At 71.2% G+C, this 17,220-nt stretch carries 17 protein-coding genes and 1 pseudogene; 12 read left to right on the top strand and 6 right to left on the bottom strand.

Features of this window, described 5'->3' with window-relative positions:
• Positions 1-351: 351 nt before the first annotated feature.
• Positions 352-1,248 carry an AraC family transcriptional regulator gene (locus AB0E94_RS46580; RefSeq protein ID WP_360341057.1) on the bottom strand — a complete coding sequence of 299 codons (897 nt, stop codon included), beginning with the start codon at positions 1,246-1,248 and terminating at the stop codon, positions 352-354.
• 89 nt (positions 1,249-1,337) lie between these two features.
• Between AB0E94_RS46580 and AB0E94_RS46585 the strand changes: the two genes are divergently transcribed.
• Entirely contained in the window at positions 1,338-2,612 is a 1,275-nt protein-coding gene (locus AB0E94_RS46585) for an NmrA family NAD(P)-binding protein (RefSeq protein WP_360341060.1), read from the top strand.
• Between the two features lie 14 nt (positions 2,613-2,626).
• On the opposite strand, the gene AB0E94_RS46590 is transcribed toward AB0E94_RS46585, so the two are convergent.
• The gene (locus tag AB0E94_RS46590) at positions 2,627-3,085 is read right to left on the bottom strand and encodes a MarR family winged helix-turn-helix transcriptional regulator (protein WP_360341063.1); all 459 of its coding nucleotides are present in this window, start codon (positions 3,083-3,085) and stop codon (positions 2,627-2,629) included.
• A gap of 64 nt (positions 3,086-3,149) precedes the next feature.
• Between AB0E94_RS46590 and AB0E94_RS46595 the strand changes: the two genes are divergently transcribed.
• Positions 3,150-3,533, top strand: coding sequence for a hypothetical protein (locus tag AB0E94_RS46595; protein ID WP_360341066.1), 384 nt, complete (start codon positions 3,150-3,152; stop codon positions 3,531-3,533).
• A 255-nt stretch (positions 3,534-3,788) separates the two neighbouring features.
• Here AB0E94_RS46595 and AB0E94_RS46600 read toward each other — a convergent pair whose 3' ends face one another.
• The 3 genes from AB0E94_RS46600 to AB0E94_RS46610 form a co-directional block, all read right to left on the bottom strand.
• Positions 3,789-5,135, bottom strand: a complete 1,347-nt coding sequence (locus AB0E94_RS46600; RefSeq protein ID WP_360341069.1) for an AI-2E family transporter — start codon at positions 5,133-5,135, stop codon at positions 3,789-3,791.
• Positions 5,136-5,392: 257 nt separating this feature from the next.
• Positions 5,393-6,817 (bottom strand): EAL domain-containing protein, encoded by a 1,425-nt coding sequence (locus AB0E94_RS46605; RefSeq protein ID WP_360341072.1) that lies wholly within the window; start codon positions 6,815-6,817, stop codon positions 5,393-5,395.
• Between the two features lie 53 nt (positions 6,818-6,870).
• Positions 6,871-7,674 (bottom strand): alpha/beta hydrolase, encoded by an 804-nt coding sequence (locus tag AB0E94_RS46610; RefSeq protein ID WP_360341075.1) that lies wholly within the window; start codon positions 7,672-7,674, stop codon positions 6,871-6,873.
• A gap of 1,050 nt (positions 7,675-8,724) precedes the next feature.
• On the opposite strand from AB0E94_RS46610, the pseudogene AB0E94_RS46615 reads away from it, so the two are divergent.
• Positions 8,725-9,300: pseudogene (locus tag AB0E94_RS46615) on the top strand (HAMP domain-containing sensor histidine kinase); the annotation flags it as partial.
• 11 nt (positions 9,301-9,311) lie between these two features.
• Here the strand turns inward: AB0E94_RS46615 and AB0E94_RS46620 are convergent.
• On the bottom strand, positions 9,312-10,106 hold the full coding sequence (locus AB0E94_RS46620) for an IclR family transcriptional regulator (protein ID WP_360341078.1): 795 nt from the start codon (positions 10,104-10,106) through the stop codon (positions 9,312-9,314).
• A 69-nt stretch (positions 10,107-10,175) separates the two neighbouring features.
• Between AB0E94_RS46620 and AB0E94_RS46625 the strand changes: the two genes are divergently transcribed.
• The 9 genes from AB0E94_RS46625 (at position 10,176) to AB0E94_RS46665 (ending at position 17,218) form a co-directional block, all read left to right on the top strand.
• Entirely contained in the window at positions 10,176-11,213 is a 1,038-nt protein-coding gene (locus AB0E94_RS46625) for an aromatic ring-hydroxylating dioxygenase subunit alpha (protein ID WP_360341081.1), read from the top strand.
• Positions 11,210-11,404, top strand: a complete 195-nt coding sequence (locus AB0E94_RS46630) for a hypothetical protein (protein ID WP_360341084.1) — start codon at positions 11,210-11,212, stop codon at positions 11,402-11,404. Before AB0E94_RS46625 ends, AB0E94_RS46630 begins: the two co-directional genes overlap by 4 nt.
• Positions 11,401-12,312, top strand: a complete 912-nt coding sequence (locus tag AB0E94_RS46635) for a PDR/VanB family oxidoreductase (protein ID WP_360341087.1) — start codon at positions 11,401-11,403, stop codon at positions 12,310-12,312. The genes AB0E94_RS46630 and AB0E94_RS46635 overlap by 4 nt, the downstream gene beginning before the upstream one ends.
• A 23-nt stretch (positions 12,313-12,335) precedes the next feature.
• Complete coding sequence (locus AB0E94_RS46640) at positions 12,336-13,145, top strand: methyltransferase domain-containing protein (RefSeq protein WP_360341090.1); 810 nt, start codon at positions 12,336-12,338, stop codon at positions 13,143-13,145.
• Positions 13,146-13,479: 334 nt separating this feature from the next.
• Complete coding sequence (locus AB0E94_RS46645; RefSeq protein ID WP_360341093.1) at positions 13,480-14,553, top strand: ATP-binding protein; 1,074 nt, start codon at positions 13,480-13,482, stop codon at positions 14,551-14,553.
• Positions 14,553-15,017: a roadblock/LC7 domain-containing protein gene (locus AB0E94_RS46650; protein ID WP_360341096.1), complete on the top strand. Its 465-nt coding sequence runs from the start codon at positions 14,553-14,555 to the stop codon at positions 15,015-15,017. The genes AB0E94_RS46645 and AB0E94_RS46650 overlap by 1 nt, the downstream gene beginning before the upstream one ends.
• Before the next feature lie 10 nt (positions 15,018-15,027).
• A complete protein-coding gene (locus AB0E94_RS46655; RefSeq protein ID WP_317796350.1) occupies positions 15,028-15,378 on the top strand; it encodes a DUF742 domain-containing protein in 351 nt (116 codons plus the stop codon).
• Between the two features lie 10 nt (positions 15,379-15,388).
• Positions 15,389-15,943 (top strand): ATP/GTP-binding protein, encoded by a 555-nt coding sequence (locus AB0E94_RS46660; RefSeq protein ID WP_360341179.1) that lies wholly within the window; start codon positions 15,389-15,391, stop codon positions 15,941-15,943.
• Positions 15,944-15,973: 30 nt separating this feature from the next.
• Positions 15,974-17,218, top strand: coding sequence for a styrene monooxygenase/indole monooxygenase family protein (locus AB0E94_RS46665; RefSeq protein ID WP_360341099.1), 1,245 nt, complete (start codon positions 15,974-15,976; stop codon positions 17,216-17,218).
• Positions 17,219-17,220 lie beyond the last annotated feature (2 nt).

Consider the following 17,220-nt stretch of genomic DNA (forward strand, 5'->3'; position numbering starts at 1 on the left):
GATGGTCAGCGCACACGTTCGCCGATCGTGTGCGCCTGCTTCGCTCTGACGGGGACGGGCGCACACGTTGTGCCGTCCGTGTGCGCCCGTCGTCGCTCCGACGAGGGTGAAATCGCACATTGCCGCATTGTGTGCGCTGGTCGTCGCGCGTCGGCCGAATGCCGGCGACCGCGTCTGGCCGCCCGCCGCCGACCACGTCGGGCCGAGCGCCGCCGACCGCGTCCAGCGGAAGGCCGACGACCAAGGCTTGCGACGACGGACACCGGTGCGCCGCCACCCAAACGATCCCCGAAATGGCGAAACTCTAACGGCACACCTGTCTCGTGGAACTCCCCAAGATCGCGGGTTGGGCTAGGGACGGCGCTCCCGCCAGGCGCCGGGCGGCATGCCGTGGTGCCGTTGAAAGGCGGCGGCCAGCGCATAGGGCGAGCCGTAACCGGTGCGGTCGGCGATCTGGGCCAGCGTCAGGTCAGTGGTGCGCAGGTGGTCGCGGACGATCGCCATCCGCCAGTCGGTCAGGTACTGCATGGGCGTCTGCCCGAGCGCCTGGGCGAAGAGCCGGGCGAAGGCGGCCCGGGACAGCCCGCAGATCGCCGCGAGCTCCGGAACCGTCCAGGTCCGGGCCGCGTCCTCGTGCATCGCCCGCAGCGCCCCGCTGACCCGGGGATCGGCGGAGGCCCGGAACCAGCGCGGGGCGTCGGGGCTCTGCCGCAACGCGGTACGCAGCGCGAGCACGAGCAGCACATCGAGCAGCCGGTCCAGGACGGTCTGCTGGCCGGGCTCGTCGCCGCTCAGCTCCTGCGACAGCACCGAGACGACACCGTGCAGTGGATCACCGACGCCGGCGGACAGCGGAACCACCTCGGGCAGCGCGTCGAGCAGGCCCTGACCGATGTCACCGGAGAAGCGGTACGCCCCGCACAGGAAGACGGTCAGCCGTTGCCCGGGCGCGGGCTCGGACGGGGCCGGACGGGCCAGGAACTCGGTATGGTCCGAGCACTCGGCCCCGGGCTCGTGGGCGATGTGGTGGGCCCGGCCGCCCCGGACCAGGGCCAGCTCCCCCGGCGCCAGCTCGATCGCCTGTCCCGGATCGTCGAACCACAGCCACGCCCGGCCCTGCACCACGGTGTGCACCGACAACTGGATCGTGCCGGCCAGGGTGAGACCCCACGGCGGGACGGCCACGGTGCGGGCGAAGACTCCACCCGACGCCCTCGCCCGGGTCAGATGATCCTGTAGGAGATCCACTCGCCGAGCGTACCGAATGAGCGTCTGAAACAAACAACAGGCGCGTTTGACACATTGAGACGCCAGCGGACAACCCAGATCATGAATTCATGACGAACTCGATGAACACCGTCCTGGTGCTGGGCGGGACCGGCCGGACCGGCTCCCTGGTCGCAGCCGAACTCCGCAACCGCGGCCTGCCGGCCCGGACCGCGGCTCGCAGCGGCGCCGACGTGAGCTTCGACTGGGACGACCCGGCGTCCCAGGCCACCGCCCTCGACGGCGTGGACCGGGTGTATCTCGTCGCGCCGGTGCCCCGGACTCGGTACGCCGAGCAGGTGTCGGACTTCCTCGACCTCGCCGAGAAGGCCGGTGTCCGGCACATCACCCACCTCAGCACCTACCGTGCCGAGGACGCTCCGGAGACCACCGACTTCGCGGCGGTCGAGGCCGAGCTCCGGAGCCGGACCGCCTTCACCCACACGATCCTCCAGCCGGGCTGGGTGATGCAGAACTTCGCCGACCACCACGTCCCGATCGTCGACGATGTCATCACCGTGCCCGCCGGCACCGGCGCCGAGGCGTTCGTCGACGCCGCCGACATCGCCGCGGTGGCCGCCGCGACGCTCGCCGACCCCACCGGGCACGCCGGTCGACGGTATGTCCTGACCGGCCCGGAAGCGCTCACCTTCACCCAGGTGGCCGAGACGATCGGCGACGTGACCGGCCGGCCGGTCCGTTTCCAGGACATCGACCGCGACACCTGGGTACGGGCCGTCGTCGCCACCGGATTCGTTCCCGCCGACTACGGGGTCGTGCTCGACTGGCAGACATCGGCCGTCGCCGGTGGCAACGGATCACGGCCCACCGGTGACATCGAACGGGTACTCGGCCGGCCGCCCCGCAGCCTCGCCGACTTCGCACGCCGGGCCTGGCCCGTGAACAGCGACGACTTCGCCGCCCTGAATCCGTTCTTCGACATCGTCGCCCGGGGACTGGCCGGCCTGGTCGACGGCGACCACTACTTCGACACCCTGGCCGAGGACGCCGTCTTCGAATACGTGATCACGGTGCCCGGATATCCGCGCCGGGTGGTCGGCCGGACTGCGGTCGCCGACCTGTACCGCGACTACGGCGACAGCATGGTCCTGTACGCCGCCGATCAGCTCGCGGTCCACCACGACCGGGAGAAGTCGGTGGTGGTCCTGGAATACACCGTGCACGGCCGGGCGACGGCGACCGGAGCCGACTACACGAACAACTTCGTCTCGGTGATCACCATCCGGGACCGGAAGATCAGCCGCTGGCGCGACTATCTCGACCCGATCGCCGTCTTCGACATCCACGGCTGGCCCGCATCGGCATCCGGGTCACCGCAACGGTGAACCTCGCCCGGCCCTCACCGGTCGCCGATCTCCGGCCGGAGATCGGCGACCGCCGCCTCGTAGCGCAGCAGGGTGTCCACGAAGGTCCGCTGCTCGGTCGGCGTCAACGGAGCCAGGGCCTGACGCCAGGCCTGGGCGCCCGGGGAGAGCCACTCGGCGATGGCGTCCCGGCTGTCCGGGGTGATGTCGACGATCCGGCGGCGGCGGTCGTCGTCGTCCTCACGGCGCGCCAGGACTCCCCGGCGGCTCAGGTCGCTGACGATCAGGCTGATCGTGGTCGGCGCGACACCCAGCACCTCGGCCAGGTGGGAGACCGTCTGCGGGCCGTCGAGGAGCAGCAGGGACAGCAGCGACAGGTGCCGGGGCGCGAGGTCGAGTGACTGCAACTGCTCGGGCAACGGCAGCTTCTTGATCCGGCCGACCATCCGTGGCATCACCAGCAGCAACTCCCGGACCCGGTCCTCAGTTGACATCCGCCCATCCTCCGAATATCTTTGCTTGCAAAGCTATTTTGTAGTCAAAGCCATGGGGGATGCTATGCCACACCTCAGCGTCCATGTGCTGGAGAGCGATCTGGCCGGCCGCGAGGCCGTCCTGATTCAGAAACTGACCGACGCGGTCGTCACCGTCTACGGCGAGTGGGCGCGCGGGCTGGTCGACGTCAAGCTGATCGGCCTGCCAGCGGCCCGTTGGGGCATCGGGGGCTTCCCCGCCCGGGCTGCCTCGCCATACGTCTCGTTCGGCATCAAGGAGGCGGCGTTCAGCCGTCCCGACGCCGACGAGATCGTCGCCCGCCTGATCGCCGTGGTCACGGATGCGATCGTCGACGTCTTCGGCGAGCGCATCCGCGACGGCGTCACGGTCGATCTGGTGGCCACCATCGCCGGACGCACCGGCATCGGCGGGGTCGTCGTCACCTGACGGGCGGCCGGCCCGCGCAACTGCCACACCGAGCCGCTTCCACCGTGGCCGACCACAAGGACAAGCGGCCCGCCCGGCCGACGAGATCGGCCAGCGCAACTGCCACACCGAGCCGCTTCCACCGTGGCCGGCCACGAGGACAAGAGGGTCGGCCCGGCCGACAAGAACGGCCCAGTGCAACTGCCACACCGAGCCGCTTCCACCGTGGCCGGCCACGAGGACAAGAAGGCCGGCATGGTCGGCCTCGGTTGTGGATCAGCTCTGGCCGGCTCCGGCTGGGGACACCGAGGTGCTGGCCGGGGGTGGGGTTGCCGGGTCGGCGGCGCGCTGGGCGGCGTCGGCACGGTTCTCCTGTTCGGCTTCCTCGTCGTCGGTGGGTTCGGTGCCTGGGGGCACTCGGTTCGGGGTCGGTTCGCCGTTCGGGTGCTGGGCCAGGTAGCGGATTGCGGTGTTCAGCACGGCCAGCAAGGGGACCGCGATCAGGCCGCCGACGATTCCGGCTACCACGATGCCGGCGGCGATCGCCAGGATCACCGCGAGGGGGTGCAGTGCCACGGCGCGGCCCATGATCAGTGGCTGGAGCACGTGGCCCTCCAGTTGCTGGACGGCGATCACGATGATCAGGACGGTCACCGCGGTCACCGGGCCGTTCGCGACCAGGGCGACCAGGACCGCCACGGCGCCGGTCAGGGTTGCGCCGATCACCGGGATGAACGCGCCGAGGAACACCAGAGCGGCGAGCGGCAGGGCCAGTGGGACTCGCAGTATCGCCAGGCCGATGCCGATGCCCACCGCATCGACGAAGGCGACAAGGACGGTGGCGTGCACATACGAGACGAGCGTGTGCCACGAGTAGTGCCCGGCCCGTGCGGTCGGCACCTGGGCCTCGCGTGGCAGCAGCCGGCACAGGAACGACCAGATCTGGGCGCCGTCGCGCAGGAGGAAGAAGAGCGTGAACAGGACCAGGAAGAATCCGGTGATCACCTCGCCCAGAGTGGTGGCGGTGGTGATCGCCCCGCTGGTGACGGCGCCCTGGTTGGAGGTGAGCGCGGTTCGGGCCTGATCGACGTACTGGCTGAGTTGCGCGTCGGTCAGGTGCAGCGGGCCACGCGACAGCCACGTCTGTACTTCGTCGACGCCTTCGGTGACCCGTGCCGACAGGGTGTCCAACTGGGAGATGAAGGTTCGCACGATCAGCCCGAGCCCGCCGAACACCACGATCAGTCCGCTGACCAGCACCAGTCCGGCCGCCAGGGAGCGCTTGACACCCCATCGCACCAGCGCGGCGCTGGCCGGCTGGAAGAGGGCCGCCAGCAGGATCGCCACCACCACCGGGATGATCACGACGCTCAGCAGCGAGATCAGACGCAGCAGCAGGTAGGTGGCGACGACGAACAGGATGAACCGCCAGGCCCAGGCGCCCGCGGTGCGGATGCCGGGCGGCAGGACGTCCTCGCTGTTCGGCCGCCGGTCCACCACGACCACCGGGGTGGCCGGGTCCGGCAACTCCGGGCCGACGGTGAACGGCGGCGGCAGGTTCCGGCTGGCCGCCGAGGCCAAAGTGGTACGGGCCCGCTCTCGAACCGCCTGCGCCCAGCTCATGACTCTCCTCGCTACGCCACGTGACTCTCCCACTCACTTCCCTGTCACGGGCCGACGCATACGTGGTCCACCGAAAACCCCCAGCCGCGAGCCGACACAGGCCCGCACCACCGAAACCCCCAGCCCCGGGCCGACGCAAGCCCGCACCACCGAAACTCCCAGCCGCGAGCCGGCACAGGCCCGCACCACCGAAACTCCCGACTGCCGGCCGCAACGCACCCGGGCCGACGCATGTCCGGGGCGCTGGGAGCTTTTCGTCAGCGGCTGGTGCACACCCGGGTTGCCGGGTTCTCGGCTGGCCAGTCGGGGGCCGGGCGGCCGAGGAAGAAGCCCTGGCCCAGGTGCACGCCGGTGTCGAGCAGTACCTCGATCTCGCCGGCGGTCTCCACGCCCTCGGCCACCACCGTCGTGCCCAGGGAACTGGCGAAGGCTGCCATCGCTGCGGTCAGCGCTCGGCGGGCCGGGTCCTCGTCGGCGTGGCCGACGATGCTGCGGTCCAGTTTGATGATGTCCGGGCGCAACGCCAGGATGTGCTGCATCGTCGCGTAGCCGGCGCCCGCGTCGTCCACGGCAAGCCGGCCGCCGCGCAGGCGGATCCGGTCGGCGATCTCGGTGAGCAGGCCGTAATCGTTGACGACGGCGTGTTCGGTGATCTCGACGACGATCCGGGCCATGTCGGCGCCCAGGTCGTCGAGCATGGCCAGGAAACGCGGGTCGACGAGGGTGTCCGGGGCGACGTTGACCGACAGGTAGGCGTGGTTGGGCAACTCCGGGAGCCGGGCCAGGGCCTTGCCGACGGCGTGCAGTTCCAGGTCTGATCCGAGCCCTACCTGCCAGGCCTCCTCGAACCAGACGTTCGGCGGACGGTACGGCTCGGCCGTGAACCGGGACAGCGCCTCAGCCCCGACCGGGCGGCCGGTGTCCAGGTCGACGATCACCTGGAGCACGATCCGCAGCGCGTCGTCGTCGTCCAGCAGCGCGGCGATCCCGGCCCGGAGCGTCTCGTGCCGCTGCCGGTCGCGGCGTTTCTCCTCGGTCGCCTCGACCTCGGCGGTGACGTCAGTGCTGAACCCGTGATAGCCGACGATCACACCTTTGCCGTCCCGGAGCGGGGTGGCGTTGCTGCGCACGTGCCGGATCGTGTCGTCGGTGTGGCGGGTGCTGTCCGCCCACTCCGCAGTGCCGGCGGCGGCGTTCGCCCACTCCGCGGTGCCGGTGGCGGCGTTCGCCCGTACCGCGGAAAGGGAATCGGTCAGAACCGAATCGAGAGCGCTGCCGACGACCTGCTCCGGGTCGAGGCCCAACAGCGTGGTGACGCCGTCGCTGGAATAGGTCACCCGCAGGTCGGCGTCGGTGCGCCAGACCCAGCCGGACACCGTCCGGACAGTGCTCTCGAACGCCTGCACGGCGGCCTGGGCGGTGGCCCGCATCCGTCGTTGCAGGTCGATCAGCCGGAGCAGGGCCACGGTGATCACCGGGAGCCAGCAGATCGCGACGACGGACAGCCATTCGTCGAGTTCGGCGGGCTCGCCGTTGACGACGACGTCCTCCCACTCCCACACCGACAGCACGAACGTGAGCAGCATGCTCACCCCGAGGACCACGATGACGCCGGCGATCAGCCGGTGGGCGGGCTTCTCGATCTCGTGCGAGGGGACGGCTGGACGACCGGGTTCCGACACGGTTCACCGTTCGGCGATGGCGGGCGGTCGCTGAGCAACCGGCCGGTGGCAGTTCAGGGGCAGCTGCCGAAGAAGTCCCGCAGGGTGTCGGCGACCAGGCCGGGGGCGGTCATCATAGCGAAGTGGGACTGACCGGGCCAGATGACGCGGCGCACCCCGGGGAGCGCGGCGGCCAGGGCGTCCATCGTGGCGGGCATCGGCGCCCAGGTGTCGGCGCCCTGCATGAGCAGCGCCGGGACGGTGATCGTCGACCAGGTGGCCGGGCCCGTGGTGTCGCCGGTGAGGGCTTCCAGGTCGTGCAGCCAGCCGGTCGCGGTGGCCGGGTCGATCCGGCGGTCACCGGCCGCGGCCTGGAACGCGGCGACGACCTCCGGAGGCACCCGGGTCACCTCGTCGAGCACGGTGAACATCCCGGCGGCGTCGTCCGCCGCCAGGGCCGTGCGGTAGCGGGCCAGCAGCGGCGTCAGGGCGTCGCCGGCGGCGAACAGCGGTGGCTCGAACAGCGACAGCGAGCGCAGCCGGGACGGCTCGGCGGCGGCGGTGTGCAGGGCGAGCGTCGCGCCGTACGATCCACCGGCCAGGTGTGCCGGGCGGCCGATCGTGTCGAGCACGGCGAGCACGTCGGCGACCTCGTCCCGGAACGATTTGCGGCCGGGCGGGACGTCGCTCGGGTGGTAGCCCCGGCGGGCCGGCATCCACAGCTCGAACGATCCGGCCAGCCGCTCGGCCACCGCCGCCCACGAGTGCAGGCCGCCGCCGGAGCCGTGCAACAGGATCACCGGATCACCGGCGCCGACGCGGCGCACCACGAGCCGGGTCCCGTCGGCGGACTTGATCTCCTGGTCGGTGCTGGTCATTCGTCTGCTCCCCGGTGTCGAAACGCCCGGAGTGCAGCCTGCCAGGCCGGCGGCCGCACATGCATCTGCATTCCGTGGGCGGACGGCCGCCCGGTCGTCCTAAACTTCGCTCGCGCCGAGAATGTGCGAAAAGGGCGGAAACAGATGCGGACTCGTCCTGGGCCGAGCAGAGTGCCGAGCAGCGGCTACCGGCGTCACCTGATCCTTCCCGCGGCCCTGCTCCTGGCGGTGTATCTGCTGGCCGGCGGCCTCTTCCTGGTCTTCGGTCACGCGGCCGGGCAGAGCCTGGAGCAGACCTTCGACGACCACGTGGCCGGCGCCGCCGATGCGATCGCGGCCGGTCTCAAGGAGATCGAGGACGGTCAGCGGAGAAGCGCCAAGGCCGGCCTCACCGACGACGGGAGTTCGCGGACGGCGTTCGACATGGCAGCACCGTCGATCAACCGGGTGCCGAAGCGCCGGGTCCAGGAGTTCCGGTCCGAGCCGATGGCCCCGCGCCGGCTGCCGGGCGACGACGGGCCGACCGCCTCGATCATGCTCGACCCGACCCGGCACATCGACGTCATCCAGGTCACGGTGCCCGTCGACACCGCCGACGGCCGGCGGATGTTCACCACGACCATCGACGTCCAGAGCAGCATGGCGGCAGCCGACCTGCGTCGTGCGGTCGCATCGTCCGGGGCGACCAGCGCGTACCTCCGGGACACCCGGACCAACCGCACGGTGAACGTCATCACCGGATCGACGGGGGCGGCACGACCTGACTGGCATGTCACCGAGGCGCCCGTCCGGGGGACCTACTGGCTGGTGGGCGCCGCCATCCCGGCCACCACGCTGTTCCAGACGATCGACGGTGTGGTCCGCGAGTACCGGTTCGCGGTGGGACTGACCGTGGTGACCAGTTTCCTGCTGGTGGCCGTGGCCGGTCTGACCGCCCGCAACCGGGCCGTTCAGCGGGAGACGATCCGGGCCGCGGAACGGGCCCGTGAGCTCGGAGCGCTCAACTCCTCGCTGCGGGCCGCGAACGACCGGGTGGCCGGCCTGGTCGGGATGCTCACCCACGACGTGCGGCAGCCCATCACGGCGATCACCGGGTACTGCGAGCTGATGCTGGCGGACTGGGACGTCTCCCCCGACGCCGAGAAGCGCGGGGACGTCGAGCGGGTCGCCACCGCGGCCGTCACCATGGGCAACCTGGTCGAGGAGATCCTCACGCTGACCCAGCTGGACGAGGAGAATCTCGTCGCCCATCGGACGCCGCTCGACGCCCACCAGGCCACGGTCGAGGCCCTCGCCCAGCTGTGCGTCGCCCAGCGTGACGACGTCCGGATCGATGTGGCGCACCAGCAGGTCCTCGTCGCGGCCGACCCGCGTCACCTTCAGCAGATGCTCGGCAACCTGATCTCGAACGGCATGAAGTACGGGCGGCCGCCGGTCACCGTACGGATAGCCGTGCGCGACGGCATGGTCGACTTCGAGGTGTCCGACACCGGCGAAGGTGTGCCCGACGCGTTCGTCCCCCAGCTGTTCGGCAGGTACGCGCGGGCCACCACCGGCGTGGCGCCGACGAAGAAGGGCACCGGGCTGGGTCTGTTCATCGTCCGTGAGCTGGCCGAGGCGAACGGCGGTTCGGTCGCCTACCGCAAGGGCTCGGGCGGCGCCTGTTTCGTGCTGTCGCTGCCGGCCGTGTCGAGCGCGCGGGAGATGGCCCGGGCGCTGGAGCGCACCAGCGGGGACAGCGCGTGCGGGGAGACCGTGCCGTAGCGGACCACCAGTGACACCGCGGCGACGACGGTGCCGTGTGCGTCGCGGATCGGGGCGCCGACCGACAGGGCGTCCTCGGTGACCTGGCGATCGCTGACCGAGAAGCCGTTGGTGCGCACGTCGGCCAGCAGCCGCCGCAGGGCCGCCGGGTCGGTGACGGTGTGCGGGGTGAACCGTTCGATCGCCGACCCGATCACCTCCTCCTGCACCGCGACTGGCGCATGGGCGAGCAGCACCAGGCCCACCCCGGTGGCGGACAGCGCGAACCGGCCGCCGACCCGGGTGTGCACCGGCACCGCACGGCGGCCGGCGATCCGTTCGACGAACACCACTTCGGCGCCTTCGCGTACCGCCAATTGGACGTTCTCGTGGGTGACCTGGGACAGGTCCTCCAGGTAGGGCAGCGCCCGTTCGCGCAGGCCGAGACCGCGCGGCGCCAGCGAGCCGACCTCCCACAGGCGCAGGCCGACGCTGTACCGGCCGCCGGGGTCGCGTTCCAGAGCGCCCCACGACACCAGCTCGCCGGCCAGCCGGTGGACGGTGGACAGCGGCAGCCCGGCCCGGCGGGCCAGGTCGGTGAGGGTGAGCGTGGTGTGCCGCGGGCCGAACGCCTCCAGGATCAGCAGGGCCCGCCCGAGGACGGGACCGGTCGCCGCGCGCTTCACCATCGCCGGGCTCCTTCCGAATGACGGAAACCCAGGATGACCTGTTGCGACCCAGGTCACAAACTGCCGGGTATGACGACGGCATTCGTTCAGGATCAGTGGTACGTGGCGGCCTACACACGTGAAGTGGACCGGGAGCTCTTCTCCCGTACCGTATGTGGTGAATCGATCTTGTTCTGGCGCACCGGAGACGGTGCCGTGGCCGCCATGTCGGACCGGTGTGTGCATCGCCGTTTCCCGCTCTCGGAGAAGCCCAGCCACCTGGTCGGCGACACCGTGGTCTGCGGTTATCACGGGTTCACCTACGGCGCCGACGGGGTGTGTGTGGCGGTGCCGGGACAGACGCGGGTGCCGCGGACCGCGCGGCTGCGGACCTACCCGGTCGTCGAGCAGGACTCGTTCGTGTGGGTGTTCATCGGCGATCCGGAGCTGGCCGCGACGACCCGGATCCCGCGGGCGCCGTGGCTCGACATGCCCGGCTGGACCGTCGTGTCCGGCATGGAGCCGCTCGCCGCCCGGGCCAGCCTGCTCGTCGACAACCTGCTGGATCTGTCGCACGAGACGTACCTGCACGGCGGTTACATCGGCACGCCCGAGGTGGCCGAGACGCCGATCACCACCGAGGTCGACGAGGAGGCCGGCATCGTCTACGTGTCGCGGCACATGGCCGACGCGGCGTGCCCGCCGTTCTACGCCAACTCGACAGGCATCACCGGCCGGATCACCCGCTGGCAGGACATCGAGTACACGCCGCCGTGCCTGTATCTGCTGCACAGCCGGATCGCGCCGGCCGGGGTCCTGCCGAATGAGGACGGCAGCGACCCGGACGCGTTCCACGTCGAAGTGGTCTACGCGATCACGCCGGAGACCGAGAGCTCGACCCACGACTTCTGGGCGGTGGCCCGCGACTTCGCCCTCGACGACGAGGACGTCAGCGATTATCTCGCCAAGAGCAACCGGACCGTCGTCCTCCAGGATGTCACCGCCCTCGACACCCTGGAGAAGGTGATCAGCGGCGAACCCGACGGCTACCAGGAACTCTCCATCAACATCGACACCGGCGGCCTGGCCGCGCGCCGGATGCTCGCCCGGATGCGCGAGGCCCGATGAAACTCCGGGTCAGCTGGCTGCCCGGCGACGACCGGCTGCGCGGCCGCTGCCACTGCGGCGCGCAGGCCGAGGCCATCGAGCCGGTCGCGATGTGGGAATGGCTGCTCGCCCACCCCGACCATCCGGCCGAAGGCCCCGCGACACCCGATCCGGCAGCGATCCTGCCGCGGCCTCCGGCGCATTTAAGATGATTACGGTACGGGTCACGCATATCACAGTCGTCGCAAAAGGCGTCGTCGCGCTGGACTTGCGAAGCGCCGACGATCGCCGGCTACCCGCCTGGTCACCCGGCGCCCACGTCGACGTGCACCTCGGTCCCGGGCTGACCAGGCAGTACTCCCTGTGCGGCGATCCGGCCGACAGTTCGGTGTGGCGGATCGCGGTGCGCCGCGACGACACCGGGCGCGGCGGCTCCCGGCACGTTCACGACGAACTGTCGGAACAGGACCTGATCGAGGTGAGCGAGCCCCGCAACCACTTCCCGCTGCGGCCCGCGCCCCGCTACCTGTTCCTGGCCGGCGGCATCGGCATCACCCCGATCCGGCCGATGCTGGCCGCCGCCGAAGCGCCGTGGGAACTCCACTACGCGGGGCGGACCGCGGCCGCCATGCCGTTCCACGACGAACTGGCCGCCGACCCCCGCGTGACCCTCTACCCGTTCGGCCGGTTCGACGTGGACGCCCTGATCGGCCGCCACCCGCCGGGCACCCTCGTCTACTGCTGCGGGCCGTCGGGGATGCTCCAGGCGGTCGAGGAGTCCTGCTCGCGCCGGCCGGGCCGGGCCCTGCACCTGGAACGGTTCGCCGCGCCCGCCGGGACCGCCGGGCCGTCGGAGGCCTTCGAGGTGGAGCTGGCCCGGACCGGCCGGACTCTGGCGGTGCCCGCCGGCAGTTCGATCCTCGAAGTCGTCGAGGCGGCCGGGGTCCCGATCCTCTCCTCGTGCCGGGAGGGCACCTGCGGAACCTGCGAGACGACAGTGCTGTCCGGCGCCGTCGACCACCGGGACGCCCTGCTGACCCAGTCGGAACGGGCCGCCAACGACACCGTGTTCCCGTGCGTCTCCCGCGCCGCCGGTCCCCGCCTGGTCCTCGACCTGTGACCCGGTTGGCTAAGTTGTCGATCATGACAGCATTCGACGAGTACGAGCGGGCCTTGTGGGCGGGACAGGGGACGGCGTTCCAGGGGAGCTTCGCCGCCCTGTGCGCTCATCCGGCCGCGGCACTGCTGGACGCGGCCGCGGCCGGTGACGGGGACCGGCTGCTCGACGTCGGCACCGGCACCGGAACCGTGGCCGGGCTGGCATGCGCGCGGGGCTCCCGAGTCACCGCCGTCGACGCCGAGCCCAGCATGCTCGACGTGGCGCGACAGCGGGTTCCCGGCGCCGAGTTCCAGCACGCGCTGCTCCCCCACCTGCCGTTCCCGGACGGGGCGTTCGACGCGGCGGTGGCCAACTTCGTCGTCAACCACGTCGGTGATCCGGTGGCCGCCGTCCGCGAGCTGCGGCGGGTCGTCCGGGCCGGTGGGCGGGTCGCGGTCACGATCTGGCCGTACCCGCCGCCGCCCGCGCAGCAGGTCTGGGCCACCATCTTCGACGCCGCCGGGGTCGAACGCCCGGCCGACCTGCCCCGGGTGGCCCCGGACCAGGACTTCCCGCGCACCGAGGACGGCCTCACCGACCTGCTCCGGCGGGCCGGACTGACCGAGCCGAGCTGCGACACCCTCACCTGGGTCCACCGGACCGACCCCGAGGCCTGGTGGAGCGGCCCGGCCAACGGCATCGGCTCACACGGCGCGATCCTGCGCCGCCAGACCCCGGCCACGGTCGAACGGGTCCGCGCCGAGTTCGACAGGCACACCGCCCCGTACCGCGATGGCGACGGCCGGCTCGCGCTGCCGACCGCCGCCCTGCTCGCCTCCGCGACCGTCGGCTGAGCCGGGCCGGCCCCGGTGCGGCCCCCTGGGGCCAACGTACGCACAGTCCGTCACCACATCACAGCGGAGCGCCATGCTCGGCTCGACGGAAAGCGATGGGCACCGACCGGCCCGGTCATGCCTGTGGCTAAGCTCTCCACAGAGCAGGAAGATCCACATTGGAGCCGACTGTTCCCGCGTTCACGACAGGGCAGCTCAGGAGCTGGTGACCGGGAGACCTGCACAACATGAGGATTGGTGGCCATCCCGGCAATCCGGCAGGTACGGTACAGACTTCGTAGTCGGTGATCTTCCTCCGCTCCGATACGACACAAGGCTGATTGGGGAGCAATCGATGCCTGCGGCAGGCCGCTGGACGAACTGGTGGCGCAGGCGGCAGCCCGACGAGCACGCCGACCCGGTCGAAGCAGTCGAAGTGCAAGAGGAGCCGGCCCCACCAGAGGATCTGTGGCGACCGGTCGCCGGCGAGTTCGCCCTCCGGCTGCTCACCCTCACCTGGGAGGCGGTCCACCACATCGGTGAGGCCGAGTTCCGCGAGCAGGACAGCGAACGGCGCAAGGTGCTGTTCCGCATCGACCACTCGGTCACCCGGGTGCGGCGCCTCGCCGAGAACCTGCGGGTGCTCACCGGCGAACCGCTCGACGACCCGGACCAGCAGATCACCTCGCTCCAGGACGTCACCCACGCGGCAGGCGCCGCCGTGGAGAACTACGAACGCCTGCACTTCGGCCCGATCGCCGATCTCGCGGTGGCCGCGGTCGCCGCCGACGACGTGATCCGCATCCTGACCGAGCTGATCGACAACGCCGACAGGTATTCTCCGCCGACCGAGCCGGTGACCATCGCCGCGCACCTCACCGGCGACGGCGACGTGGTGATCCGGGTCGAGGACAGCGGCATCGGCATCAACCCGGCCCACCTGCCGTGGATCGAGCGGCTGCTGGACAGCCCGGACGGGCCGCCCGCCGACGAGCTGCGGCCCGCCCACCTGGGACTGTCGGTGGCGGGAGTGCTCACCCACCGGCACCGGTCGCTGCGCGTACGCCTGGTGCCCCGGCAGCCCCGCGGCACCGTCGCCATGCTGCTGATCGGCGCCGACCTGCTCTGCGAGACACCGCGGGTGGCCGAGCCGGAGCCGGCCCCGGCCATCGAGGCGGTGCCCGAGCAGCGCCGCCGGGCGATCGGCGGCAACGAGGTGACCATGGTGCTGCCGGTGCAGAAGCAGGCCATGCCGCGCCGGGTGCCGGCCAGCGTCCGCAGCGCCGACCCGCCGCCGCTCCCGGTCACCACCCAGGTACATCAGACCACCTGGCACGACGACGCCGCCGACTTCAACGCCGGTGTCGACGCCGCCCGGGCCAAGGTCTCCCACCGCAACGAGCGCCCCCCGAAAGTCGAAGGACCGTGATGACCGACTACCGCACCACCGCCGACGGCGGCCAGCCAGACGTCTCCTGGCTGATCGACCAGCTCGTCCGCGAGGTACCGACGATCACCGCGGTCGTGCTGGTCTCCGCCGACGGGCTCCAGCTGGCCTCGTCCGGGCACCTGAGCCGGGAGCACGCGGAGAGCGTCGCCGCCCTGGCCGCCGGGTTCCTCGGCATCACCGGCCAGCTCGGCGGCCTGCTCCAGCTCGGCGCCCCGGAGAACCTGAGCATCCGCTACCCGCACGGCCACCTGGCCTTCCTGCGCATCGACGACCCGGCCGGCGACTTCGTCGCGGCGCTGCTGGTGGCCGCACAACCCCAGACCCAGATCGGGCACCTGGGGTACGCGATGACCACGTTCAGCCAATCGGTGGGGCACGCCCTGACCCCGGAGACCAGGCAGGCGCTGCACCAGAACACGCTGCCCGCACCGGCACGCCGTTAGGAGGCCCGGCATGGTTCGAAGGCCGGGGCTGCACTGGAAGGTGCGCCCGTACATGACCGCCCGCGGGCGGACCGGCAGCCGCAGCCCGCTGCTGATCCACACCCTGGTCTCCACCGGCAACCGCTACGACCCGGTGCTCGCCGCCAGCCTCGCACCCACCTCCCGGACCCTCTACGAGCACGCCCGGCGGATGTGCTCGGTGGCCGAACTGTCGGCGAACTGCGGGCTACCCCTCGGCCTCACCCGCCTGCTGATCAGCGACCTGCTCAAGATCGGTCAGCTGGAGGTGCACGACCCCCGCTCCTCACAGGATCTAGCACTACTGGAGAGACTCCGTGCCGGCCTTGCCCGACTCACCTGACGGCGTACGGATGAGCCAGATGACCTCGGCGAAGATCGTCGTCGCGGGCGGTTTCGGGGTGGGCAAGACCACCGCGGTCGGCGCCATCTCGGAGATCCCGGCGATCCGCACCGAGTCCTGGATGACCGCGGCCGCCGCCCAGATCGACCGCCTCGATCCGGGCATCGACAAGGTGACCACCACCGTGGCCATGGACTTCGGCCGGGTCACCATCGACGAGACCCTGGTGCTCTACCTGTTCGGCACGCCCGGCCAGCCCCGTTTCTGGCCGATGTGGGACGACCTGGTCCGCGGCGCGGTCGGCGCGCTGGTCCTGGTCGACACCAACAACCTGGCCAACTCCTTCGCCGCCGTCAACTACTTCGAGAACGATGCGGACGTACCGTGGGTCGTCTGTGTGAATCTGTTCCATGGAGTTGCCACCCACGAGCTGTCCGAGGTGCGGGACGCGCTGGCGCTGCCCGCACACGTGCCGTTGATCGCCGCCGACATCCGTGACGCCCGCAAGGTCGCCCGAGCGTTGCTGGCCGTCGTGGACCACGCGGCGAAACAGGCCATCGGATAGACGGAAGAGCTCAACAGGAGGCGGATTATCTTGCGCAACATTCTCATCGTGGGGGCCGGCCAAGCCGGTCTCCAGCTCGCCCTGAGCCTGCGGGCCGAGGGCTACGAGGTCACCCTGATGTCGGCGCGCACCCCCGACGAGATCCGCACCGGCTGGGTCATGTCGACCCAGGCGATGTTCGACATGGCCCTGGAGACCGAGCGGGCGTACGGCCTCAACCACTGGGAGGACGAGACCCCGCCGATCCACGGCCTGCGGCCCACCCTCGCCGCCCCGCCCGGCCAGCTCGCCCTGGAGATCATCGCGCCGCTGGACAAACCGGCCAAGTCGACCGACCAGCGGGTCAAGATGGCCCGCTGGCTGGAGGACGCCCAGGAGCGCGGCGTCGACGTCATCTACAACGCGGTCACCACCCAGGACCTGGACGCGATCACCCAGCTGGGCCGCTACGACCTGACCATCGTGGCGGCCGGCAAGGGCGATCTGGTGGCGATGTTCGACCGGGACCCGAGCCGGTCGCCGTACACCGAGCCGCAGCGGGGCCTGGCCGTGGCCTACGTGCACGGGCTCGAACCGGACCCGAAGTGGCCGGTGCCGCACGTCGGCTTCCACGCCATCCCCGGCCTGGGCGAGCTGTTCGTCATCCCCGGCCTGACCCACTCCGGCCCGTGCGACATCCTGTTCTGGGAGGCCGTGCCGGGCGGGCCGCTGGACCGCTGGGCCGGGCACAACGGCCGGATGGTCCCGGAGCAGCACCTCGAGCTCACCCTCGGGCTGATCCGCGAATACCTGCCGTGGGTGGCCGAGCGCGCCCGGAACGTGCAGCTCACCGACGCCAAGGGCACCCTGCACGGCCGGTACACGCCGACCGTGCGCCGGCCGGTCGCGCACCTGCCGGGCGGCGGCCGGGTGCTCGGCCTGGCCGACGTGGTGATCGCCAACGACCCGATCACCGGCCAGGGCAGCAACACCGCGGCCAAGGCGGCCGACCACTACCTGAAGGCGATCCTGGCCCGCGGCGACCAGCCGTTCGACGAGCAGTGGATGACCGACACGTTCGAGGGCTTCTGGACCGCGCACGGCGCGGCGGTCACCGGCTGGACCAACGCCATGCTCCAGCCGCTGCCGCCGCACGTGCAGCAGCTGCTCGGCGCGGCCTCGCAGAACGAGCAGATCGCCCGCCGCTTCGCCGCGGGCTTCGTCGACCCCAACGATTTCCTCAACTGGTTCGTCGACCCGGAGAAGGCCGCCGCCTATCTGGCCGAGGTCGGCTGACA

Source organism: Actinoplanes sp. NPDC026670 (assembly GCF_040638175.1).
In the GTDB taxonomy this organism is placed as follows: Bacteria; Actinomycetota; Actinomycetes; order Mycobacteriales; family Micromonosporaceae; genus Actinoplanes.